Here is a 24604-nt window from a genome sequence, read left to right as displayed (position 1 = left end):
AAAATCAAGAAGGCCCCCTTGGTGGAAACTCTGAAGCAACTTACTCGCGAGGCGCTTGAGACAGAGGTCATGCGTCTGCGCCTGCTTCTGGAGAGCAGCGCAGCAGCATCACCGGATATGGCCGCCCAGCTTGCCGCCAGCCGAGCGGCGCTTGCCAGTAGCGAGGCGCGTTTCAGCACCATCCTGGAAACCATCGAGGCCGCGTTCGCGATCATCAAAGTCAAATTCGACGCTGACGATCGCCCCGTCGATTACTACTTCGTCGAGGCCAACCCTGCGTTCGAACGTCAATGCGGCGTCAACCTGCGGGGTAAATGGGTGACCGAGTTCGCCCCCAACCTGGAGAGTTTCTGGTTCGAGACTTACGGGCACGTGGCCAAGACCGGCGAGCCGGCCAACTTCGAAAACTACGCCAATACTTTTGAACGCTGGTTCGATGTTCGCGCCGTGCGTGTCGGCGATCCTGCCGATCGACAAATCGCGATTTTCTTCAGCGACGTCACCCAACGCCGAGACGCCGAAGAGCGCCTGCGGATCAGCGAGGCGGTCGCGCGTGAAAACGTCGAGCGCGTGCAACTGGCCCTCGCCGCCGGGGCCATTATTGGCACCTGGCATTGGGACTTGCCGACAGATTGCTTCACCATGGATGAGTCCTTTGCCAGGATTTTTGACCTTGATCCCGCGTTGGGCCGCACCGGTCTGAGCCTGGAGCAAGTCGTGATGACCGTACACCCCGATGACCGGGACGGGCTTACGGCCGCGATCAACGAAGCAATTGCCCGCGGCGGCGCCTACTCCCATCAGTATCGTGTGCGCCGCGCAGACGGAACATACAACTGGATCGAGGCCAACGGACGCGTCGAGTGCGCCGATGACGGCACCCCGCTGCGATTTCCCGGCGTACTCATCGATGTTGAGGAACGACGCAACGTCGAGGCCGAACGCGACCGGGCCAACGCCGCGTTGCGCGCGCTCAACGACACACTGGAACAACGCGTATCGACGCGCACAGCCGAACTCATGCAAACCGAGGAAAAACTGCGCCAGTCGCAGAAGATGGAAGCGGTCGGACAACTGACCGGGGGCTTGGCCCATGATTTCAACAACCTGCTGGCCGGCATCTCGGCGGCGTTGGAATTAATGGGAAAGCGCATCGCCCAAGGCCGTCTGAAAGACGTCGATAAGTACATGGTCACCGCCCAAGGCGCCACCAAACGTGCGGCGGCCCTGACCCATCGATTGCTGGCCTTCTCGCGACGCCAGACGCTTGATCCACGGCCGACGGATGTCAATTCCCTGATCCTCGGCATGACCGAGTTGATCCAGCGCACCGTCGGCCCCGCCATCCGCTTGAAGACTGTCGCGGCGCCCGAACTCTGGCCGACCCTGGTCGATGCCAGTCAACTGGAAAACGCACTGCTGAATCTGTGCATCAACGCCCGCGATGCGATGCCTGATGGCGGGCGTATCACGGTCGAGACGGCCAATCGCACAATGGACTCGGCGTCGGCCCGCGCGCAGGACATGCCCGAAGGCGAGTACTTGTCCCTGTGTGTCACTGATACCGGCACAGGCATGACGCCCGAGGTCATCGCCAAAGCCTTCGACCCGTTTTTTACCACCAAGCCTTTGGGCCAGGGCACCGGCCTGGGGCTGTCGATGATCTACGGATTCACCAAGCAATCCGGCGGTCAGGTGCGGGTACATTCACAAGAGGGCCAAGGCACCACGATGAGTCTCTACCTGCCAAGGTACTGTGGCGAAACGCGGGCAAATCAGGATGCCACGCGCAACGCGACAACGCCTCTTGCCAAGTCAGGCGGGACAATTCTGATTGTCGACGACGAACCCTCCGTGCGCATGTTGCTTTGCGACGTGCTGGGCGAACTCGGTTATAACCTGCTGGAAGCCGCCGACAGCGTCGAAGGACTCGAAGCATTACGCTCCACTGCGAAAATCGACTTGCTCATCACCGATGTCGGATTACCGGGTGGCATGAACGGACGACAGGTGGCCGATGCGGGCCGGGCAATGAGGCCTGAACTGAAAACCTTGTTCATCACCGGCTATGCCGAAAATGCCGTCATTGGCAACAGTCAACTCGGGCCGGGAATGCAGGTGTTGACCAAGCCGTTTGCGATCGACACCCTCGTTTCGCGCGTCGTTAGCCTGATGTCGGCTAACGTTGAATGAAGCTGTCGTGAACATTCTTCTGAAGTGCCGCAATAATTTGTTGCGACGTAAAAAGCCTGCTTTTCAGGGCAGGCTTTTCGTGTGACGCGGCTCGCTTACTTCTGTTGAGCCGTCAGCGCCGCATAGCCATTCATCAAATTGCGGTAGTTCGGAATCCGCTGCGACAGCAAATGACCCAGGCCTTCAATGTCGTTGCGCCAGTCGCGGTGAAGCTCACAGGCCACCGAGAACCAGTTCATCATCTGCGCGCCGGCCTGGGTCATGCGACTCCACGCGGCTTGTTGCACGGTGGTGTTGAACGTGCCGGACGCATCAGTCACCACGAACACATCAAACCCCTCCGCCAGCGCCGACAGGGTCGGAAACGCGACGCACACATCCGTCACGACACCGGCGATGATGATCTGTTTGCGACCGGTGGCTTTGATTGCTTTGACGAAGTCTTCGTTGTCCCAGGCGTTGATCTGCCCTGGACGAGCGATGTAAGGCGCATCAGGGAACATCTCTTTCAACTCCGGTACCAGCGGACCGTTCGGGCCTTGCTCGAAACTGGTGGTGAGGATGGTCGGCAACTGGAAGAACTTCGCCAGATCGGCCAGCGCCAGCACGTTGTTCTTGAACTCGTTCGGCGAGAAGTCCTGCACCAGAGAAATCAAACCGGTCTGGTGATCAACCAGTAGCACTACGGCGTCGTCTTTGTTGAGGCGGTTGTAGGTTGGAGTGTTCATCTGTGCATTCCTTTTTAGTTGTGGGGGTTCTTGTTGCGTTCAAGATGGGCACAGATTACTGACGCACCGTGGCGAGATAAATCGGCTGAAAAGCGTTTAACTGTCAACTCAGAAAGGACAATTGGCATTGGATAAAGGGCGGTGACTACAGAGCCAATCTATTCGAACTCCTGTCACGGACCCGTCCTCAGCGACGACCTCGCAACGTCAAATCTGCAGGAGGCTATCGCCATCTCTCGTCACTTTTTCTTACACCTTTTGTCACCCTGCGACACCCTGTCCGCCGATCCGCAGCCGGCGTCTGCCTTCAGTTTGGTATGATGCGCCGCTTTTACGGTTAACCCCCCGCCAGTCCTGCCGACTGACGGGCTGCAAAAGGCGGTATTAGATGACGGCTTTGTTGACTCGCCGCAAGGTGCTTGCGGGAATGGGCGTGCTCGGGCTTGGCCTGCTCGCCGGCTGCGACACCCGCGGCCAATTGTCGTACAAGTACGGCAAGGATCTGAGTAACAAGATCATGGGACGCACCTTCAAACTGAAGAACACCGACGGCGAAACCATGACCCTGTCGAGCTTTCGCGGCCTGATGCCAATGGTGTTCTTCGGTTTCACCCAGTGCCCGGCAGTCTGCCCGACGACCTTGGCCCGTGCGGCAAAAATCAAAAAACTCATGGGCCGGGACGGCGATCGCTTGCAGGTGATCTTCATCAGCCTCGACCCCGAGCGCGACACGCCAGAGATTCTCGATGCCTACATGAAGGCCTTCGACCCGACCTTCGTCGCGCTGTACGGCACGCTTGAAGAAACCAAGGCCACGGCCAAGGAATTCGACGTGTTCTTCGAGAAGGTGCCGGCCGGCGACACCTACACCATCTCGCACACCGCCACCAGTTATGTCTACGACTCGCGCGGCGAACTGCGCCTGGGACTGTCCACCTCACTTTCGGCAGAAGAATGCACGGAAGATTTGCTAACTGTTATGGAGGTTTGCTGATGCACCCCGTTCTGAACAACATCAAACGCACCGTTTTCGCCCTTTCGTTGATGGGTCTGGCGTTTCAGGTCTCGGCGCAGACCAAGGTCGACGACGCCTGGGTACGTGCGACCGTGCCAACCCAGACCGCCAGTGGCGCGTTCATGACCCTCACCGCCGACAGCGACAGCAAGCTGCTCAGCGTCGCAACGCCCGTGGCCAAAGACGTGCAGATCCACGAAATGACCATGAAGAACGACGTCATGAGCATGGGCCCGGTGAAGTTCGTCGAACTGCCGGCCGGCAAAGCCGTCAAGCTTGATCCGAACGGCTACCACGTAATGCTGATGGGCCTGAACGGCCAGCTCAAAGAAGGCGAAAGCGTGCCGCTGACCCTGACCGTTGAGAACGCCAAGGGCGAGAAAGAAACCATCGAGGTTAAAGCGCCGGTACGCGCGCTGACCAACATGGAAGGTCACGATCACAGCAAGATGCATTGATCTGACTTTACGGCAATAAAAAACGGGGCGGCCTGGATCATCAGGTCGCCCCGTTTTTTTTCGTGTCATTCAGGCACGTTGGCCCTGGACATCCCTGAACGGGCGTCAACTGCTGGTCTTTCCACTTTTTCCTGCGCCGATTGTTGCTTGCGCTTGAACACCTGACGCCAGCGGTAACCAAGATAGCCGGCCGCTGCGAAGAAACCCGGTCAACCCGTCACCAAGTTGACCGCTGTCCACAGCCCGAGAGTGATCAGACCGAGCTGAAGCTGATATGGGTTTCGCGGTGTACTTCGCCGTTGATCTGCGTCACAACCGTTCGTTTGTCGTCATTGGGGGGTCACGTATTTCGATTCCTTGAGAGCGCTACGTCGCATGACGTGCAAAGGGAAAAATCCGCAGGGCGCAAATGCTACTGAGTAGCCACCACCCTGGCCAGAAACACACCGACCGGGAGCCGCGCCAGCGAACCTTAAACAGTCTGAAACAATAAATCGGCCGCCGGAATCACCACGTCCGTTCGGTGTATCGAGCCGACACGAACGCCGGCCAAGGCTTCCTGGATCGTTGTGCACAGGCAACTACAGATCAGCCACGTATTTAAACAAGCGATCAGACCGCCCACCCTTGCTATCATCACCCACACTTTTTTTACGATTTGATGACTGGAAGGTCTTTTTTTGTGAGCGCTCTTTTGAACGGGTTTCGACACCCACACGCCCGCCTCTTTTCCCTGATCGTTCTGGTGCTGATCGTGCCAGTGTGCCTGCGCGCGACACTCGGCTGGTCGACTCCGCTGGGTTATTTGTCGGATCTGGCGATCGGCAGTTCGCTGGTGATTTTGTTGCATCGTCGCGCGTGGTGGCTGGCATTGCCGCTGCTGCTGTTCTGGGGCTTGCTCGCGGTGGCGACTGCGGAACTGGTCAGTGCCGTCGGTCGCCTGCCCAATCCTTCCGATCTGCATTACCTGTTCGATCCGCAGTTTGTCGAGAACTCCAGTGGCGCAGGACTGGCGCATCCGGCGGTGGGCATTTCGTTGCTGCTGGCACTGTTGCTTTGGCTGCTGGCGCAGTTTGCCGCACGCGGCATTGTCCGTCCTGCCCTGCCCCGTGCGTTCTGGAGTGTGCCGCTGGTGCTGTTCGCTGTGCACTGGGGCGCACAGAACCTGTGGCCGAGCGAGGCCGATCCTTGGCGTTTGTACAGCCTTTCGCACCATTTGCTAGCCACTGAGGTCGCCGATGTGCAGATCCGGGCCGAGCAATGGCTGGACGGCGATGTTGTGGAAACCACACCGGTCATGACCGGACTCACCGACGTCGACCTCAACGGGCAGAAACTGCTGAATGCACCGGGTCGGGCACGCAACGTGCTGATCATCACCCTGGAAGGCATTCCCGGCGCTTACATCCGCGCCAACCGCGAGGCCATTGGCAGCCATTATCAGGAAGACCTGATGCCCAATCTCAGTCGCTGGGCCGAGCGCGGCATGAACACACCTGACTACGTTGTGCACACACACCAGACCATTCGCGGTCTGTACGCCATGCTCTGCGGCGATTACGACAAGCTCAACAACGGCACGCCCAAAGGCGTGGAAATGCTCACCCTGAACGAGCGCAATCAGGCTTGTCTGCCGGCGCAACTGCGCGCGCACGGTTTCAGCACCCACTATCTGCAAGGCGCCGGCCTGCGTTTCATGGCCAAAGACAAGATCATGCCGCACATCGGTTTCGATGCGACCCATGGCCTGGAGTGGTTCACCAACGCCAACTATGTGGAATTTCCGTGGGGCAAGGATGACAAGGCATTCTTCGAGGGCGCGCTGAGTTATGTCGGCCAACTGGAAAAGCAAAAAAAGCCGTGGATGCTGACATTGCTGACCGTAGGCACGCACCAGCCCTACTCCGCACCGGAAGAATATCGGGAGCGCTACGAAACGCCGAAGCAGGCGGCGGTCGGTTATCTCGACGATGCACTGGAGCAGTTCCTCAGTGGCCTCGAACGCCAGGGCGTGTTGAAAGACACGCTGGTGGTGATCACCTCCGATGAGTCCCACGGCATTGATGGCGTGCGCCTGGCTTCGTCATGGGGTTTCAATCTGACGTTGGCACCCGAGCAGGAGCAACTCCCGCGCCTCAAGGCCGGGGTGTATGGCCATGTTGATTTGAGCACCTCGATCCTCGACTACTTCGCCCTGCCAGTACCTCACTCATTGAGCGGCCGTTCGCTGTTTCGCGATTACGATTCCGGTCGTGAAATGATGTCGTTCACCAACGGCAAGCTGCGCTATCACGATGGCCACGGTATGTTCTCCGAATGTGACATGCCGCGCCGCTGCCGCTATTACGAAAGCGCCGGTTTCATAGCCGACAGTGCCACGTTCAAGGGCACCTACAGTGGCCATCGCGCCCGACAGATCGCGGCGCGCGCCGATGCGCTGGACCTGTCCCTGCTGCGCACGCCGCTCAATCACCGCTATCAGTTCGGCAGCACCAACGTCATCGCGCTGCAGGCACAGATCAATAATGACTGGGCCGACAATCTGATCGGCGCGCAATACCTGGAAATGCCCAAGGGCTCGTACACCCGCGTACGCATGACTGTGCGTTCGCTTGATCCGCACCAGGTCGCGTACATTCAGCTCAAAGCCAAGGAATTCGAAAAAGAGGTGCAGATCGGGTTGCCGCCAGAAATGGTCGCCACGGCGGATCAGCCGCTGGAGATGGATTTCAGCTTCGATAATCCGCAAGACCGCAAGGCTTTCTCCTTCCATTTGCTGGGTTATGGCTCGGGCGCTGTTGAAGTCACGGATTTCAGTGTGATCACCGAGCTGCCAGGGCAAGAGGATCTGCTGGATGAAGTGCCGGAGGATGAGGCCGCACAGTCGAGTTGACACCGCGTTAAGAGGTTCTGCCTATCAGCGTCCAATAGTCGGGCTATTAGCCGACTCGTCAAGTCGGGTCTAGCCTTACAAGTCCGAAGTCGGCACGAGCCGGCCGTAGACGACCTGATAAGGACCCGAACATGGCAAACGAATCGAAATGCCCGTTCAACCACGCCGCTGGTGGTGGTACGACGAACCGTGACTGGTGGCCGAATCAACTCAACCTGAAGATCCTGAGTCAGCACTCGCCCAAGTCCGACCCACTGGGCAAGGACTTCGACTACGCCAAAGCCTTCAAGAGCCTGGACTTCCAGGCGCTGAAACAAGACCTCAATGCGTTGATGACCGACTCCCAGGACTGGTGGCCGGCGGACTTCGGCCACTATGGCCCGCTCTTCATCCGCATGGCCTGGCACAGCGCCGGCACCTATCGCACCGCGGATGGCCGCGGTGGTGCCGGATCGGGCCAGCAGCGTTTCGCCCCGCTCAACAGTTGGCCGGATAACGTCAGCCTCGACAAGGCCCGCCGCCTGCTGTGGCCGATCAAACAGAAATATGGCCGCAACATTTCCTGGGCCGACCTGATTGTCCTCACCGGTAACGTCGCGCTTGAATCCATGGGCTTCAAGACTTTCGGTTTCTCCGGTGGCCGCCCTGATGTGTGGGAACCGGACGAAGACGTGTACTGGGGTTCGGAAAATGAATGGCTGGGCGGTGATAGCCGTTATGGCAAGGACAAGGCCGCCATGCAGGAACCCGGTGACGGCACGCTGGTAGCCGAACCGGATCTGCACGGCAAAGAAGAGAGCCGCACGGATCAGGGCGAGCGCACTCTGGAAAACCCGCTTGCAGCGGTGCAGATGGGCCTGATCTACGTCAACCCGGAAGGTCCTGAAGGCAACCCTGACCCCGTGGCCTCGGCCCACGACATTCGCGAAACCTTCGCCCGCATGGCCATGAACGATGAAGAAACCGTGGCCCTGATTGCCGGCGGTCACGCCTTCGGCAAAACCCACGGTGCCGGCCCTGCCGATAATGTCGGCCCGGAACCGGAAGCCGCCGGACTAGAAGAACAAGGCCTCGGTTGGCGCAACGCGTTCGGCACCGGCAAGGGCGGCGACACCATCACCAGCGGCCTCGAAGTGACCTGGACCACCACGCCGACCCGGTGGAGTAACAACTACCTGGAAAACCTGTTCGGTTTCGAGTGGGAACTGACCAAAAGCCCGGCCGGTGCGCATCAGTGGATTCCGAAAAACGGCGCGGGTGCAGGCACCGTTCCCCATGCCCATGACCCGAGCAAAAAACTCTCGCCAACCATGCTCACCTCTGATCTGGCGTTGCGCTTCGACCCGGCTTACGAGCAGATCTCCCGGCGTTTTCTGGCCAATCCCGATCAATTGGCCGACGCCTTCGCCCGCGCCTGGTACAAACTGATCCACCGCGACATGGGTCCCCTCTCTCGCTATCTCGGCCCGGAGATGCCCAACGAAGAACTGCTGTGGCAAGACCCGATTCCCGATGCCACTCACCCACTGATCGATGAAAACGACGCTGGCGCATTGAAGAGCAAAGTGCTGGCATCCGGTCTGTCGGTGTCGCAACTGGTCTCGACGGCCTGGGCTGCCGCTTCGACGTTCCGTGGCTCGGACAAGCGCGGCGGCGCCAACGGTGGCCGTCTGCGCCTGGAGCCGCAGAAGTCCTGGCAAGCCAACCAGCCGGAACAACTGGCCAGCGTGCTGAAAACCCTTGAGGGCATTCAGAACGCGTTCAATGGTGGTGCATCGGGCAAGAAAGTCTCGCTGGCAGACCTGATCGTGCTGGCCGGCAATGCCGGGGTCGAGCAAGCGGCGAAAAATGCCGGGCACTCCGTCACCGTCCCATTCACACCGGGGCGTACGGACGCCTCGCAAGAGCAAACCGATGTGGATTCATTCGGTTTTCTCGAACCAATCGCCGATGGCTTCCGCAACTACAGCAAAGGCAAATACACGGTGTCGGCCGAGGCGCTGCTGATCGACAAGGCACAACTGCTCACCCTCACCGCGCCGGAAATGACCGTGCTGCTGGGTGGGTTGCGGGTGTTGAACACTAACGTCGGGGGAAGCCGTCATGGCGTGTTCACCCACCAGACCGAAGCGTTGACCAACGACTTCTTCACCCACCTGCTGGACATGGGCGTTGAGTGGAAACCAACGTCAAAAGCGGCGGACGAGTTCGAGGGCCGCGACCGTAAAACCGGCAGCGTGAAATGGACGGCGACGCGGGTTGATCTGGTGTTCGGCTCCAACGCAATATTGCGGGCGCTGGCGGAGGTGTATGCCAGTTCGGATGCGAAGGAACAGTTCGTCAAAGACTTTGTCGCCGCCTGGACAAAGGTGATGAACCTCGACCGGTTTGATCTGAAGTAACGCAAAAACTATGGGAGCGGGCTTGCTCGCGAAAGAGGTATGTCAGGCGACAACTCTGTGCCTGACACACCCTCTTCGCGAGCAAGCCCGCTGCCACATTTAGATCCGCGTTAAGCCAGGCTTTTGCTGACCACCTCATAGACGTCGCTGGACAACTGACCTGAAGCCAGAATCCGCTCCAGTTCGGCCTTCATCAGCGCCTGCCGCGCGCTGTCGTATTTGCGCCAGCGCGTCAGTGGCGCCAATTGCCGCGAGGCGATCTGCGGGTTGAAGCCGTTCAGTTCGATCACAAGATCCGCCAGGAAGCGATAACCCGAGCCATCCGCCGCGTGGAAGTTGATCAGGTTCTGTCCGGCAAACGCGCCGACCAGCGCACGCACCTTGTTCGGGTTTTTGATGTTGAACGCTGGGTGCTGCATCAACGCCTTCACGCGCTCCAGACCGCCCGGCAACGCGCTGCCGGCCTGCACACTGAACCACTGATCCATGACCAACGGATTGTCCTTGAAGTGCTCGGCGAAACTCGCCAGCGCCACGGCTTTCTGTTCTTCGAACGGCGAGTTGACCAACACTGCCAGCGCCGTCAGGCGCTCGGTCATGTTATCGCTGGTGTCGAACTGTTCCAGCGCCGCCGCCAACACTTCTGGCTTGCCGCTGAGCATCAGGTACGACAGCGCGATGTTCTGCAACGCACGACGGGCGAAATGCTCGGCCTCGGCCACATACGGGGTGTTCTTCGACAGGTCGCGGTTGGCCTGATAACGCAGCCACAGCGCTTCGAACAGGTTGTCCGCCAGTTGTTTGCGGGCAAATTCGCGCGCGATATGGATAGCTTCGACATCCGCTATTTCGCTGATTTCGGTGAGATACGCCTCACCCGGCAGCGAGAGCATTTCCGCGACCATCGCCTGATCCAGCGATTCGTCGCACAGCACTGTGCGCAACGCGGTAATCAAGCGCGGGTCAAGCACCAGGCTTTCGCCCTTCTGCTGTTGAGTGATCAGCTCTTGCAGCACCTGCACCGACAGTTGCTGGCCGGCATCCCAGCGGTTGAAGCCGTCGCTGTCGTGCTGCATCAGGAACATCAGTTGATCGCGGCTGTACGGGAAGCTCAGTTTCACCGGCGCCGAGAAACCACGCAGCAGTGACGGCAACGGCTGTTCGCTGATGTCGATGAAAGTGAAGGTCTGCTCGGCTTCGGTCACGGAAATGACGCGAGTGGAGCCTTGGGCAGCGGCTTCACCAGCCAGCCGCAGGGCAATCGCGTTGCCCTTGCTGTCGAGCAGGCCCAGCTCCACGGGAATCAGGAACGGCAGTTTTTCCACCTTGTCCGGTGTTTCCGGGCAGCTCTGCCGGAACGTCAGGCTGTAGGTTTTCGCGGCGGCGTCGTAAGACTCGCTCACCGCCAGACGCGGTGTGCCGGCCTGGCTGTACCAGCGCTTGAACTGGGTCAGGTCGACGCCATTGGCATCTTCCATGGCTTTGATGAAGTCGTCGCAAGTCACGGCCTGGCCGTCGTGGCGTTCGAAGTACAGATCGCTGCCCTTACGGAAGCCTTCGGCGCCGAGCAAGGTGTGGATCATGCCGACCACTTCCGAGCCCTTTTCGTACACGGTCAAGGTGTAGAAGTTGGAAATTTCGATGAAGCTGTCCGGACGCACCGCGTGGGCCATCGGGCCGGCATCCTCGGCGAACTGATGGGTACGCAGGTACGCCACGTCCTGTATGCGCTTGACCGTGGCGGAGTTCATGTCGGCGGAGAAACCGGAATCACGGAACACGGTGAAGCCTTCCTTGAGCGACAGCTGGAACCAGTCGCGGCAGGTCACGCGGTTGCCCGACCAGTTGTGGAAGTATTCGTGCGCGACAATCGCCTCGACCCGCTGGTGCGCGGCGTCGGTGGCGGTTTCGGCGCGGGCCAGTACGGCGCTGGAGTTGAAGATATTGAGGCCCTTGTTCTCCATGGCGCCCATGTTGAAGTCGTTCACCGCGACGATCATGAAGATGTCCAGATCGTACTCGCGACCGTAGACCTCCTCGTCCCAGCGCATCGACTTCTTCAGGCTATTCATCGCGTGCTGGCACTTGTCGATGTTTTCCGGCTCGACGTAAATGCGCAGCGCCACATTGCGCTCGGTCATGGTGGTGAACGTGTCTTCAACGCACCACAAGTCACCGGCCACCAGCGCGAACAGGTACGCCGGCTTCATGAACGGGTCTTCCCAGGTCGCCCAATGCCGGCCGTCTTCGCCCGGGCCGGAAGCAATCGGATTGCCGTTGGACAGCAGCACCGGATAGCTGTGCTGTTCGGCGACCACCGTGGTGGTGAACTTGCTCATCACGTCCGGGCGGTCGAGGTAATAGGTGATCTTGCGGAAACCTTCGGCCTCGCACTGGGTGCAGAACATCGTGCCGGACTTGTACAGGCCTTCCAGCGCGGTGTTGGTTTCCGGATGGATCTTGACGCTGGTGTCGAGCGTGAAGGTTTCGCTGGTCGGTTGCAGGGTCAGTTCGTTTTCACTGAGCTGATAGTCCGCAGCGCTCAGTTCCTGATCGGCCAAGGTCACCGACAGCAATTCCAGTTGCTGGCCATCGAGCACCAGCGGCGGCAGGCCCGGGCCACGCGCCGGGTTGCGGCGCATCACCAATTGCGCGTGGACCAGGCTGTGATCCTCGAACAACTCGAAGGTCAGGTGTGTTTCGTCGATCAGGTACTCGGGCGCCTGATAGTCCTTCAGGTAAATCATCTTCGGTTGTTCGGTGCGCATGCTGGAGTCCTTACTGATGCACGGCGAGCTGATAAGCCGTGTACTTACGAATGTTGATCACGCCGGTGTCGAAGATCAGGTACTGGCCCTTGATCCCCAGCAGCGTGCCTTCGGCAATCGGGTTCTTGTCCAGGTTGAAGCTGACGATTTTGGCCGGGTATTGCACGACCGGATAGCGGATTTCCAGCGGTTCGACATCGGGAATCGTCTGAATGGCCTGTAGGCCGAATCGCTCCTGCAAGCCTTGCAGGCCCTCGGCGCAGGTGTCGAGCAACTGATCACGCACCTGTGCCAGATCCACGGCGACGGCATCGCCCTTGAGCAGTGCACGCCAATTGGTCTTGTCAGCCACTTGGCTACGCAACAGATCTTCGACGAAGCCCGATTGCTGCCGCGTGGCGACGCGGATGATCGGCAACGCCTGACTGGCCCCCTGATCGAGCCAGCGCGTCGGCAATTGGGTAGCACGAGTGATGCCAACCTTGATCCCCGACGAATTGGCCAGGTAAACCACATGGTCCGTCATGCAGAACTGCTCGCCCCACGCCGGATCCCGGCAGGTGCCGGCATCATAGTGGCAGCGCTCCGGGCTCATGATGCAGATATCGCACTGCGCCAGCTTGGTCATGCACGGATAGCAGTAGCCCTGACTGAAACTGGTTTTGGTCTTGCGCCCGCAATGGGTGCAATGGATCGCCCCCAGGTATTCAAGACGCACCGTGGTGCCGATCATGGGATTGACCGGCACCTCGACGTCATCCAGACGAAACGCGTATTGCACGTTCGGCCCGTCCAGGCGCGCCGACATTTTGCTGATTGCACCGCGGCCAATCTCGATCAATGGATGGCATCCGACTTGAACAGAATATTCGGCACTTCGATCGACTTCGACGCACATTCCTGCGGGCCCATGTAACCGGTGCGCTGTTCTTCAGGCAGGTTCTGGATTTCCCAGGCGATCATCGCCTGCAGCGACAGTTCGCGCTGTTCGGCGGTGAGTTTGCCACCGTCCGACCACTTGCCGATTTCCACGGCCAGCTTCAGGCTCTCGTAGATGTCCGGGGTAATGTTGTTGATCATGTCGTTAAAAGAGGACATCAGGGTCTCCGTGCTCTTTATCTACAGAAAAATTTCAGGCGGCCAGTTTACGGCGGTTATACAAACCACCCAACAAACCGGTGAAGCATCCGATGAGTAACCCGCCGACGTGGGCGGCGTTGGCGATTTCGCCGAAACCGATCATCGAGATCAGCCCGGACATGCACACCAGCAACCACACCAGCATCATCACCAGCACGCCACGCGGCAGACGATAGGCCGGGTTCGGCGCCAGCAACTGGAAGATCCAGCAATGCCCGAGCAAGCCGTACAGCACGCCGGACAGGCCGCCGAACAGGGTCGCGCCGCTCCAGGCAAATTGCGCGTAGTTGGAGACAAGGCTGAACAGCAGCGTCAGGCCGATCAGGTTGATGCTGCCCTGACGCGACTCGATACGCCGGCCCAGCTCCCAGTACCACATACCGTTCATGGCCAGGTGGAGAATGCCGAAGTGAATCAGCATTGGCGTAAACAAGCGCCACCACTGCCCCGCCGCCAAGCTATCAGCCAGCGGCGTGAAATGGATGTAATCGCCGACCACCCGAAAATCGAGAAAGGTGAGCCAGCGCAAGGTCTGCAGGTTTTCGCCCAGGTAAGTCAGGCCGCCCACAACCAGGCACAGCAGCAGGATAAACCCCGTGGCTTTGGCATATTTCAACTGCTCGAAGAAGCTTGGACGCTTGAGTGTCTGGGCCACGGGAATGTCCAGTTGCTGATCTGGATCGCCGGCCGGGAAGCGTTCGTAAAGCGAGCGCACGTCTTCGCTGATTTCCGCAGGCGCCCACAGCACTTGCTCGCCCGCCTCTTCGCTGACTCGATGTGGCACTTGCATCCGTTGCAGCAACTGGACAAAACCACTCAAATCCACCGCCAGTGGCAAACGCAATACCGCTATCGCACTCATTGCAGCACCTCCGGCCGCTCGACATCGACCCAGACGAATTTAGCCGGATCGAGGCGGGTTTCCTGATCCAGACGATAGGCGACGAGTTTGCCGTAGAGCACCGCGCTGTAATCCAGACACGCGAGGTTGGGGCGGATCGGCGCCGGTTTGCCGCTGCGCCAGTAGTGGCCGACGAACAGCAACGGCTCGTCGACGCCATAGCGCAGCAGGGAGTTTTTTTCGGTAGAGGTCAGCGGCGTCCGTGCCACCGGTTCCGGCAGCGCATCAGGCTGGAAGACGATGTCGCCGTAGGTTTTCGGATCGTCTTCCCAGAACTTGGTGCGGAAGAACGAACGCACCAGACCGTCGCCACTGGTCATGGTCTGGCCCCCGGGCAGGCGCATGTCGGTGCCACGCAGGAGGCGGTCGAACACCGTGCAGGCAAAGCTGCCGGGCACCGCCGAAGCCTGGAGGAAATGCTCATCGATACGCGCATCGGGAAACAGGCCGCGCAACGGTTCGATCAGGCCGGCGTCCCAGCAGGCATGCACGACACGGAAACGCCCGGCGTCCACCACCAGCGGCAGTTCATAGAACCACTGCTGAAAGTCGTGCCAGTCGCCGGGATGATCTTCGAACTGAGTCAGGGTTTCATGAAGCAAACGCGCATGACGCGGCGTGTGCTCACGCACGAACTGCTTGCCGCTGCCCGGAGGCGCCGGGGTGCTCCAGCCCAGCGCGTTGAATTCGTGGTTGCCCATGATGCACAGCGCCTGACCGGCCTCGACCATGTCATGAACGATGTGCAACGCCTCGCGAATCCGCGGGCCACGGTCGATGATGTCGCCGACGAACACGGCCATGCGCGATGGATGCCGCCAGACCCCGCCCTGCTTGTGATAACCGAGTCGGTCAAGCAAGTGTTCCAGGGTCAGGGCGCATCCGTGCACGTCACCAATCAGGTCATAACTGCGCGCGGGATCGAGCATCAGTCGCCTCCACCACCCAGCTTGCTGCCCCAGCCGAGCTTGGTGCGGCAGACTTCGTAGTAGTTGTGGTCGAGCGGGTGAATCAGTCGCAGCTTCTGCGCTTTCTTGCTGACGGTGATGGTGTCGCCCGGCGCGCAGGTGAAGTGGTTCTGCCCATCGCAGGAGACCTGCGGGTAGATCTGCATGTTTTTCGACACGACGATTTTCAGCTCACTGTTGCCATCGACCACAATTGGCCTGCTCGACAACATATGGGGGTACATCGGCACGATCACAATGGCATCGAGTTTGGGATGCATGATCGGTCCGCCGGCAGACAGCGCATAGGCGGTAGAACCGGTGGGCGTGGCGACGATCAGGCCGTCAGCCTTCTGGCTGCAGACGAACTGGCCGTCGATGTACAGCTCGAACTCGATCATCCGCGTCGACTTGCCAGGGTGCAACACCACGTCGTTCAGCGCATCGCCCTGGCCGATGGCTTCGGCATGGCGGCGGACTTCGGCTTGCAGCAAAAAGCGGTTTTCCACCAGGTAATGGCCGTCGAGCACCTTGGCGACTTCGACTTCCAGCTCATCGGGGCGAATGTCGGTGAGGAACCCGAGGCTGCCACGGTTGATCCCGAGCACCGGAATGTTGTGCCGCGCCAGCGCCCGGGCAGCGCCGAGCAGGCTGCCGTCGCCGCCGACGACGATGACCATGTCGCAGACTTCGCCGAGCATCTTGCGCGACGAAGTTTGCAGGCCGTGGCCGGGCAGAACTTCAGCAATGGTGTCTTCGAGGATCACATGCAGGTGACGATCGAGCAGAAACCGTTTTAGTCGGCGGACGGTATCCAGCACCTGGGAACTGCCCAGGCGACCGATGATGCCGATATTGCGAAATTGCTCCATGGGACCTCTGCGGACAATCGAAAACGCGAAAAGCACGATTATGGGCGAAAGCCTGCGATAGACAAAATCCTTTCAGCCTCAAGGGTGTGCCCGTGTTTAAGGCTATGCTCGCAAGATGATCCTATTTCCTGACTTGCTCCAGTTGCCCCACCAGTTACGCCATCCCGAAGTGCGCGATCTGGCGTGGGTGATCCTCGCCCCGCCGATGCTGGCCACAACGCCATGGCCGCAGCGTCATCCGCTGGCCGGCAGCGATTGGGTCGCCGATCCCGAGCGCCTGGAACACTGGCTGCGTCAGCTCGACCGTGACAGTTACGGATTGCTGCACTGGCTGTCCCAGGCACGCACGCGGCGGTTGGGCCTTTATTACGAGCGGTTGTGGCAGTTTGCTGTGCAACATGCACCGGGTATCGAACTGATCGCCGCCAACCTGCCGATTCGCCGGGGTGGCCATACCCTCGGCGAACTGGACATGTTGCTGCGTGACCGCGACGGCGTGCATCACCTGGAGCTGGCAATCAAGCTCTACCTCGGCCCGCAAAACGGCGATGGTCATGATCCGGCGCAATGGCTGGGGCCCGGTTGCCATGATCGACTGGATCGCAAGCTGGCGCATCTGGCCGAGCATCAACTGCCGATTTCCACGCGCCCGGAAAGTCGCGAAGTCCTGGCAGCGCTGGATATCGAGGTGTTCAGTGCGCAGCTGTGGCTCGGTGGTTATCTGTTGTATCCGTGGCCGGGGCAAGCGCAATCGCCGCGGGGTGCCCACCCACAACATTTGCGCGGCAGTTGGTTGCATCAGAAGGATTGGCCGGCGTTCGTCGCGCAACGCCCGGCCGGACGCTGGCAACCCCTGCCCCGCCATGCCTGGCTGGCACCAGCGCACTACCCGGTGGAACAGATCTGGAAGGAAGAACACTTGCAAATGTGGCTGGAGGGTTTGGAACCGCTAGCCCCGGCGCAGTTGATGGTGCGGCTGATTGAGAATGCGCGCGGGGAATGGGAGGAAGCGGAGCGGTTGTTTCTGGTCTCGGATCTTTGGCCGAATGTGCCTGGCCAAGCCTGAAAATTTGCAGTGCCTGTTCGCCACCCATCGCTGGCAAACCAGCGATGGGTGCCGACTCGGTCTAAAGGGATAACCGCACAGCCAAAGCCGCCAACGTCACCAATAAAACCGGTGCCGTCAGCACAATCCCCACCTTGAAGTAATACCCCCAGCCAATCCTGATCCCCTTGCGTTCCAGCACGTGCAGCCACAGCAACGTCGCCAGACTGCCAATCGGCGTGATCTTCGGCCCCAGATCACTGCCGATCACGTTGGCATAGATCATCGCCTCCTTGACCACCCCGCTCGCCTGACTGGCATCAATCGAGAGCAGCCCGATCAAAACGGTCGGCAGATTGTTCATGATCGAGGACAACAACGCGGTCAGCACACCGGTGCCCATTGCCGCACCCCATACGCCATGACCGCCGAAAACATCCAGCCAACCCGCCAGATACCCGGTCAACCCGGCATTGCGCAGGCCGTAGACAACCAGATACATGCCTAGCGAGAAAATCACGATCTGCCACGGTGCTTCTTTCAGCACCTTGCGCGTTGAAATCTTGTGACCACGGGCGGCGATACCCAGTAACAGCGCGGCGCAGACCGCCGATATCGCGCTGATCGGGATGCCCAGTTGTTCGAGGAAGAAGCAGCCGATCAACAGGATCACCAACACCCCCCAACCGGCGTAGAACGTCGCTTTGTCGTGAATCGCAGTGTGCGGCAGTTCAAGCTGTTCGGGGGCGTACGCCTTGGGAATGTCACGACGGAAAAACCACAGCAACATCGCCAGCGTCGCGGCGACGCTGACAACGTTCACCGGCACCATGACCGCCGCATAGCGATTGAAGCCGATATTGAAAAAGTCTGCCGAAACGATGTTGACCAGATTCGACACCACCAGCGGCAGGCTCGCGGTATCGGCAATGAACCCGGCACCCATGACGAACGCAAGGGTGGCCGCCGGAGAAAAGCGCAGCGCCAGCAACATCGAAATCACAATCGGCGTGAGGATCAGTGCGGCACCGTCATTGGCAAACAATGCCGACACCAGCGCACCGAGCAACACCATAAAGGCAAACAGCTTGCGCCCGCTGCCCCGCCCCCATCGCGCCACATGCAGCGCGGCCCAGGCAAAAAACCCGGCCTCATCGAGTAACAGGCTGATGATGATCAGCGCGACGAAGGTGCCGGTGGCGTTCCAGATGATTTGCCATACCAGGGGGATGTCGCTCAGATGCACCACGCCGAAGATCAGCGCCAGCACGGCGCCCAACGTCGCACTCCAGCCGACGCCAAGACCTTTGGGTTGCCAGATGACAAGGGTGATGGTCAGCAGGAAAATCAGTGACGCAGCGAGCATTCTCGACAGCCTTCAACAATCAAATGGTTAGGGATCCACATGTGGGAGCGGGCTTGCTCGCGAAGGCCGCAGGTCAGACAAAAAGTTGCTATCTGACACTACGCTTTCGCGAGCAAGCCCGCTCCCACAGTTTCCGGTGTACATCCGGAGAAACGATTAACTCATTTCTTGTGTTGTGCCACAAAGAGCCCGTACGCATCGATGAACTTCTGCAGAAACGGTTTCACCGTCTCACTCAGCTTGCCCGCCTCATCAAACGCCGCCCCCGCACCGCCCAGATAGGCCTCTGGCTGCTGCATGCAGGGCACGTCGAGAAACACAAACGACTGACGCAGATGCTGGTTCGCGCCGAAACCGCCGATCGCACCTGGCGAAACACTGATCACCGCGCCCGGCTTGCCGCCCCAGACGCTCTTGCCGTAAGGCCGCGAGCCAACGTCGATCGCATTTTTCAACGGTGCAGGCACCGAGCGGTTGTACTCCGGCGTCACAAACAGCACCGCGTCGGATGAACCCACCTTTTGTCGAAAAGTGCTGTAGGCTGCCGGCGGTGAATCACCGTCAATGTCTTCGTTATAGAGTGGCAGATCGCCGATTTCGACAATCTCAAGCTTGAGGTTAGCCGGAGCCAGCTCGGCCAGTGCAAGGGCGACTTTACGGTTGATCGACGCTTTGCGAAGACTACCGACCACTACGGCGACGTTGTAGACATTGCTCATGGAAGACTCTCGATTGTCAGTGGAAGAAGCCAGTAGTTATAGATGATTCGATGACAGTTTCACCAGCGGACTCGGGAAATACCCGCGTGCTGATTATTTTTCTCCTGTAGGAAAACTTACAGGCCTTGATGACGGTCTACCAAGCCGCAAATCAAGCGTTTTATCTCCAGAGGTTCTAAGCAGATGGCAGCAGTACTGGTCGGTCAGTTCCATGCAAGAGATGCGGAAGGCCGCGTTTATTCGGTGCATGAGTTCCAGGAATCCACTCCGTCAGCGGACGGTTTTACCGGCTCGGAGCCTGTCACCACATACAAACTGGCCATTGGCGATCGCGTCAACAAGGTCAGTGACAACGAGTTTTTGCTGGTTCAATCGGGTGTCACCCTGACTCGCGAACCTGAACCAACCGTCGCTTCATAACTGACTGTTATGAGCAGAAGTCATATGCGCAGACTTGGGGTAGGATTCAGCCACTGACCCCACCTGCTGAACATGGACTTCACGCATGCGTTTACGTCATATCGAAGTGATTCAGGCGCTTTTGCAGGCCGGTCATATGGGCACTGCCGCCGAATGGTTGCAGTTGCCGCTGGCCGAGGTCGAAGAGCGTTTGCGCGAGGCCGAGAGTCATTTGGGGTTCATGCTGTTCGCCAGCGTTCGCGGGCGCCTGCAACCGACGCCCGAGGCTCGGGCGTTGCAGGTGGAAATCGCTCACGTCTATGAAGCGCTGGAACCTGTGCAGCGCCTGGCCAGCAGCCTCAAACAATACCTTGCCCCGCCGGTGCGCATCATCGGCACCCCTGCGCTGGCCCAGCAATTATTGCCACAAAGCCTCGCCTCACTGCGTCGACGCCTGCCGGATGCACCTTGCAGCCTGTTGAGTGCCCCGACCCGCGACATCGTCCGCAGCCTTTTGCTGCGTGAATGTGATCTGGGTTTGAGCCTGCACGATCCCGACCATCCCGACATTCATTGTCAGCCATTGGCCCAGGGCAAGCTGCAATTGCTTGCGCCTCATGGCTGGCTGCAACCGAAGCAGAAGTACATTTCCCTGCAGGACCTGGCGGGACAGGCGATGATCGGCCTCGAACGTGAGGATCCGCTGAGCCCGGCACTGGAAAACAAACTCCAGGCCTTACGCCCGGCGCCGAGCATCCAGACCCGCGTGCAAACCCATCAAATGATGCGCAGCATGGTCGAGGCCGGCGAAGGTCTGGCCATTGTCGATCCGTTCACCGCATTGGGCGCACGCTCCGCCGGGCTTGATACCTGCCCGCTATCGCCCGCCATAACGATTAGCCTCTACGCCTCGACCTTCAAGCACGCCGCGCCGTCATCGGCGATCCAGACCTTACTGGCCATCGTCACGGAACAAGCCGAGGCGATGCTGACGAGCTAACTGAATTTTCCAGCGGATTATCGAACAGTCGATACCAGAACAGCGCCACCTCGGCGGTGTTCGGGTCGATGCCGCGATAGCGTAACTGGTCGACACCACCGATCACATACCCACAGCGCTCATACAGCCGACAAGCACCGAGGTTATTGTTCTGGGTTTCCAGCATGATCCCCGGCAGCTTCTTTTTGCGACTCCAGAATTGCGCCACATCCAGCAACGCCTTCGCTACACCGTGGCGACGGGCCGGCGCGTGCACCGCCAACTCATCGATATGGGCAAAGCCATTCCAGTTGGTGCTGATGACCAGATGGCCGACCGGTTCGTCGTCGAGGTATGCCATGAAAATCGCGCTGTCCGCCGCATCGCGGTAGCTGCTGAACTCCTCCGGATCAATGCCGTAACACTTGCGGTAAGGGACAATCGTCGTCATCGACCACTGCTCCACCGGCTTGCCGATCACCGCGGCGCCATACGCTGCGACCTCAAAGCTGAAGTCGCTGCCCCAGATATAAGCTGCAAAGCCTTCATCGGCGACACGCACCGACAGCCCTGGGTATTTCGGATTCATGACCGGTTGCATACTGGGAAAAGTCCTCATTCCTTGACGCAATCGACGGTGTAGTGCCGTCCATTGCCTTGGTCTTCATGTTGCAGTCCATGCACATCGGCGACAAAACCGGGAAAGCTGCTATCGAACGTGCGGGCAAATTTCAGGTAATCGATGATCGAGCGAGTCGACTCGCTAAAACGCTCGCCGGGCATGATCAACGGGATTCCCGGTGGATACGGTACCAGCATCACCGCAGCAATCCGCCCTTCCAGCTCGTCGATCGGTACGGCCTCGACTTCACCGCGCACCAGATGATCATAGGCACGGGCAGGCTTCATGGCGATTTGCGGCATTACGGTGTACATGCGCTTGAGGTGTTTGGCAGTGGCATTGCTGCGATAGCAGGCATGCAATTGATCGCACAAGTCACGCAGGCCCATACCGCGATAGCGTGCGGTGTCCTCCTGTGCAACGCACGGCAGGCACGTTGCCAGACCGACATTAGCGTCGTAACTGCGCTTGAACTCCAGCAACTCGGTGATCAGCGTGCTCCATTTGCCTTTGGTGATGCCCATGGAGAACAGCACCAGAAACGAGTACAGACCGGTCTTCTCCACCACCAGCCCGCGCTCCCAGAGGAACTTGCTGACCACGGCGGCCGGAATCCCCCTCTCGCTCAACGCGCCACCGGCATTCAACCCCGGCATCACCAACGTGACCTTGATCGGGTCAAGCAGTACATAGTCGTCGCTGACCTCGCCGAAACCGTGCCAGTCAGCATCCGGTTGCAGCAACCAGTCTTCGGTTTGCACACGGTCGATGCCCTCGACACCTGGCGGCTGCCAGATCGAGAACCACCAGTCATCAGCAGCGATGTGCTGACGCAGATTGGCCAGCGCCCGACGGAAACTCAGCGCTTCGTCGAAGGTTTCCTGCAACAGCGAGCGCCCGGCCGGGCCTTCCATCATGGCCGACGCCACGTCGAGCGAGGCAATGATGCTGTACTGCGGCGAAGTGGAGATGTGCATCATGAACGCTTCGTTGAAGCGGTCGCGATCCAGTTGCCGCGCACCGCCGTCCTGCACATGAATCATCGAAGCCTGACTGAACGCAGCGAGCAGCTTATGGGTGGAGTGGGTGGTGAACACCAATGGGCTGTCGGCGCTACGCGAGGTGGCCATGCCGTAACGTCCGGCGAAGAATTCGTGAAACGCTGCATAGGCGTACCACGCCTCGTCGAAATGCAGCACTTCGACGCTGTTGCCAAGGCTTTGCTTGATCAATTCGGCGTTGTAACAGAGGCCGTCGTAGGTCGAATTGGTCACCACTGCCAGTTTGACTTTCGGCGCACGACCCTGGGTCAGCGGGCTGGCGTCGATCTTCGCCTGAATCGATTCGCGACTGAACTCGCTCAGCGGAATCGGACCGATGATCCCCAGTTCGTTGCGCTCCGGACACAGGTACAACGGGATCGCGCCGGTCATGATGATCGCGTGCAGCACCGACTTGTGGCAGTTGCGATCCACCAGCACCAGATCGTCGCGCGCCACCATCGAATGCCAGACAATCTTGTTGGCCGTCGAGGTGCCATTGATCACGAAAAAGGTGTGATCAGCGCCGAAATTGCGTGCTGCACGCTCTTCCGCTTCAGCGAGCGGCCCCGTGTGATCAAGCAATGAACCGAGCTCTGGCACCGAAACCGACAAATCCGAACGCAGGGTATTTTCGCCAAAGAACTGGTGAAACGCCTGCCCTACCGGACTCTTGTGATACGCCACGCCGCCGCCATGACCGGGGGTGTGCCAGGAATAATTGGAATCGGCGGTGTGCTGCACCAGCGCCTTGAAAAACGGCGGTAGCAAACCGTCGAGATACTTGCGCGCCGCCCGTGCGACTTGTCGGGCCAGGAACGGCACCGTGTCTTCAAACAGGTAAAGGATGCCGCGCAATTGATTGAGTTCGGCCATGGCATCGGCCGGGGCGTTTTCCAGCGTGACCTGTTCACCCAGGGCAAAGATCGGCAGGTCCGGCGCGCGCACCCGGGCCAGGCCGATCAGTTCGGCCATGTTCTGCAACAGATGTGAATTGGTGCTGGCGTCTTCGGCGGCGATCAGCATGCACGCCAGACCATGATGAGTCGATGCCACCAGGCGCCCTTCGGCATAGTCGGTGGCCGAAACGATATTGAAACCTTCCTGTTCCAATTCCCGGGCGATACCGCGAATACGCTCGCCGGCGACCGTATCGGCCTTGATGTCGCGATGGACGATCAACACCGGAAACTTCAAATCTTTGTACATGAGGCTCAGTGTCCTGAGGCGGCGGATTTGAATCCACCCATGCACTCAGGGTAGAGGGTTGCAGCGAAAGTGGCGAGGGTGGCGAGGGTGGCGAGGGTGGCCACTTGTCAGTACTTCCACGAGGCGATGATCTTTCAGCCCTGTGCGTCCGCTTCTGCGATTTGCGTCCAAAGCGCCGGGCCACCGGCCGACTTGGCGATGATCTCCAGGCGTACCTGGTGTGCCGCCAGTTCATCTTCCGTCGCACGAATGATTCGTGCCGGCTGACGATCGGCCGGCAGCCGACGGATTTCCGTGGCGGAGTTGTCCGCGCCATCACCCGTACCATTACCGTCGGAAGCATTGCCGGCCAGCGACAGGCTGGTCTGGCCACCGGTCATGGTCAGGTAAACGTCGGCGAGAATCTCCGAGTCGAGCAAGGCGCCGTGCAGTTCACGACCGGAGTTGTCGACGCCATAACGTTTGCACAACGCATCGAGGCTGTTGCGCTGCCCCGGGTGACGCTCCCGGGCCATCATCAGGGTATCGAGGATCGAACAATGCTGCGTGATGTCGGCACGATCCTGCTGACCCATCAAGGCAAATTCGTTGTTGATGAAGCCAACGTCGAACGCCGCGTTATGGATGATCAGTTGTGCGCCTTTGATGAACTCGAAGAACTCATCAGCGACTTCGGCAAACCGCGGTTTGCCCACCAGAAATTCATTGGTGATGCCGTGGACGCCGATGGCGCCTTCGTCACTCTCGCGATCCGGTTGCAGGTAAACGTGAAAGTGCCGGCCCGTCAGGCGCCGACCGATCAGTTCGACACAACCGATTTCGATAATCCGGTGACCATCGGTCACCGGCATGCCGGTGGTTTCGGTATCGAGTACAACGGATCTGGTGGCCATCAGTGTTCAGCTCTC

Annotated in this window: 20 protein-coding genes; 8 read left to right on the top strand and 12 right to left on the bottom strand. The window is 59.5% G+C overall.

Annotated elements, in window-relative coordinates:
* Window positions 1-21 precede the first annotated feature (21 nt).
* Window positions 22-2193: an ATP-binding protein gene (locus tag AACY02_RS21980; RefSeq protein ID WP_339433755.1), complete on the top strand. Its 2172-nt coding sequence runs from the start codon at window positions 22-24 to the stop codon at window positions 2191-2193.
* A 95-nt stretch (window positions 2194-2288) separates the two neighbouring features.
* Here the strand turns inward: AACY02_RS21980 and ycaC are convergent, their stop codons facing one another.
* Window positions 2289-2921: an isochorismate family cysteine hydrolase YcaC gene (gene ycaC / locus AACY02_RS21975; protein WP_339433754.1), complete on the bottom strand. Its 633-nt coding sequence runs from the start codon at window positions 2919-2921 to the stop codon at window positions 2289-2291.
* Between the two features lie 388 nt (window positions 2922-3309).
* Between ycaC and AACY02_RS21970 the strand changes: the two genes are divergently transcribed.
* From AACY02_RS21970 to katG, 4 genes are all read left to right on the top strand, one after another.
* Window positions 3310-3915, top strand: a complete 606-nt coding sequence (locus AACY02_RS21970) for an SCO family protein (protein WP_339433753.1) — start codon at window positions 3310-3312, stop codon at window positions 3913-3915.
* Window positions 3915-4394: a copper chaperone PCu(A)C gene (locus tag AACY02_RS21965; RefSeq protein ID WP_339433752.1), complete on the top strand. Its 480-nt coding sequence runs from the start codon at window positions 3915-3917 to the stop codon at window positions 4392-4394. Before AACY02_RS21970 ends, AACY02_RS21965 begins: the two co-directional genes overlap by 1 nt.
* Window positions 4395-5076: 682 nt before the next feature.
* Entirely contained in the window at window positions 5077-7287 is a 2211-nt protein-coding gene (locus AACY02_RS21960; protein ID WP_445261501.1) for an LTA synthase family protein, read from the top strand.
* Window positions 7288-7418: 131 nt separating this feature from the next.
* A complete protein-coding gene (katG, locus tag AACY02_RS21955) occupies window positions 7419-9689 on the top strand; it encodes a catalase/peroxidase HPI (RefSeq protein WP_339433750.1) in 2271 nt (756 codons plus the stop codon).
* A 110-nt stretch (window positions 9690-9799) separates the two neighbouring features.
* Here katG and pepN read toward each other — a convergent pair whose 3' ends face one another.
* From pepN to AACY02_RS21925, 6 genes are read right to left on the bottom strand one after another with little or no spacing between them, the layout of a single operon-like run.
* Window positions 9800-12457, bottom strand: a complete 2658-nt coding sequence (gene pepN, locus AACY02_RS21950; RefSeq protein WP_339433749.1) for an aminopeptidase N — start codon at window positions 12455-12457, stop codon at window positions 9800-9802.
* A gap of 10 nt (window positions 12458-12467) precedes the next feature.
* Window positions 12468-13298: a DUF2797 domain-containing protein gene (locus AACY02_RS21945; protein WP_339433748.1), complete on the bottom strand. Its 831-nt coding sequence runs from the start codon at window positions 13296-13298 to the stop codon at window positions 12468-12470.
* The gene (locus AACY02_RS21940) at window positions 13295-13555 is read right to left on the bottom strand and encodes a YeaC family protein (protein ID WP_320328438.1); all 261 of its coding nucleotides are present in this window, start codon (window positions 13553-13555) and stop codon (window positions 13295-13297) included. Before AACY02_RS21940 ends, AACY02_RS21945 begins: the two co-directional genes overlap by 4 nt.
* A gap of 34 nt (window positions 13556-13589) precedes the next feature.
* On the bottom strand, window positions 13590-14459 hold the full coding sequence (locus AACY02_RS21935; RefSeq protein ID WP_339433747.1) for a rhomboid family intramembrane serine protease: 870 nt from the start codon (window positions 14457-14459) through the stop codon (window positions 13590-13592).
* On the bottom strand, window positions 14456-15430 hold the full coding sequence (locus AACY02_RS21930; protein ID WP_401159898.1) for a metallophosphoesterase: 975 nt from the start codon (window positions 15428-15430) through the stop codon (window positions 14456-14458). Before AACY02_RS21930 ends, AACY02_RS21935 begins: the two co-directional genes overlap by 4 nt.
* Window positions 15427-16317, bottom strand: a complete 891-nt coding sequence (locus tag AACY02_RS21925; RefSeq protein WP_221733429.1) for an NAD(+) kinase — start codon at window positions 16315-16317, stop codon at window positions 15427-15429. Before AACY02_RS21925 ends, AACY02_RS21930 begins: the two co-directional genes overlap by 4 nt.
* A gap of 115 nt (window positions 16318-16432) precedes the next feature.
* Between AACY02_RS21925 and AACY02_RS21920 the strand changes: the two genes are divergently transcribed.
* Window positions 16433-17383, top strand: a complete 951-nt coding sequence (locus tag AACY02_RS21920; RefSeq protein ID WP_339433745.1) for a DUF1853 family protein — start codon at window positions 16433-16435, stop codon at window positions 17381-17383.
* 61 nt (window positions 17384-17444) lie between these two features.
* On the opposite strand, the gene AACY02_RS21915 is transcribed toward AACY02_RS21920, so the two are convergent.
* Window positions 17445-18728 (bottom strand): arsenic transporter, encoded by a 1284-nt coding sequence (locus AACY02_RS21915; protein ID WP_339433744.1) that lies wholly within the window; start codon window positions 18726-18728, stop codon window positions 17445-17447.
* 161 nt (window positions 18729-18889) lie between these two features.
* The gene (locus tag AACY02_RS21910) at window positions 18890-19447 is read right to left on the bottom strand and encodes an NADPH-dependent FMN reductase (protein WP_339433743.1); all 558 of its coding nucleotides are present in this window, start codon (window positions 19445-19447) and stop codon (window positions 18890-18892) included.
* A 183-nt stretch (window positions 19448-19630) separates the two neighbouring features.
* Between AACY02_RS21910 and AACY02_RS21905 the strand changes: the two genes are divergently transcribed.
* Together AACY02_RS21905 and AACY02_RS21900 are read left to right on the top strand one after the other, a co-directional pair.
* Window positions 19631-19867, top strand: a complete 237-nt coding sequence (locus tag AACY02_RS21905) for a hypothetical protein (protein WP_221733433.1) — start codon at window positions 19631-19633, stop codon at window positions 19865-19867.
* A gap of 85 nt (window positions 19868-19952) precedes the next feature.
* Window positions 19953-20846, top strand: coding sequence for a LysR family transcriptional regulator (locus tag AACY02_RS21900; protein WP_339433742.1), 894 nt, complete (start codon window positions 19953-19955; stop codon window positions 20844-20846).
* Here the strand turns inward: AACY02_RS21900 and AACY02_RS21895 are convergent.
* The 3 genes from AACY02_RS21895 to dnaQ all read right to left on the bottom strand — a co-directional run bounded on the left by AACY02_RS21895 (window position 20812) and on the right by dnaQ (window position 24589).
* Window positions 20812-21426 carry a GNAT family N-acetyltransferase gene (locus AACY02_RS21895; protein ID WP_339433741.1) on the bottom strand — a complete coding sequence of 205 codons (615 nt, stop codon included), beginning with the start codon at window positions 21424-21426 and terminating at the stop codon, window positions 20812-20814. The two genes, AACY02_RS21900 and AACY02_RS21895, sit on opposite strands and share 35 nt — an antisense overlap.
* Window positions 21427-21440: 14 nt before the next feature.
* Window positions 21441-23696: an Orn/Lys/Arg decarboxylase N-terminal domain-containing protein gene (locus tag AACY02_RS21890; protein WP_339433740.1), complete on the bottom strand. Its 2256-nt coding sequence runs from the start codon at window positions 23694-23696 to the stop codon at window positions 21441-21443.
* Window positions 23697-23830: 134 nt separating this feature from the next.
* A complete protein-coding gene (gene dnaQ, locus AACY02_RS21885) occupies window positions 23831-24589 on the bottom strand; it encodes a DNA polymerase III subunit epsilon (protein ID WP_339433739.1) in 759 nt (252 codons plus the stop codon).
* Between the last annotated feature and the right edge of the window lie 15 nt (window positions 24590-24604).

It is taken from the genome of Pseudomonas sp. EA_65y_Pfl2_P78 (assembly GCF_963970495.1).
In the GTDB taxonomy this organism is placed as follows: domain Bacteria; phylum Pseudomonadota; class Gammaproteobacteria; order Pseudomonadales; family Pseudomonadaceae; genus Aquipseudomonas; species Aquipseudomonas baetica_A.
The sequence above is the reverse complement of the archived record's forward strand: the minus strand, read 5'-3'. Positions and strand labels throughout refer to the sequence as shown.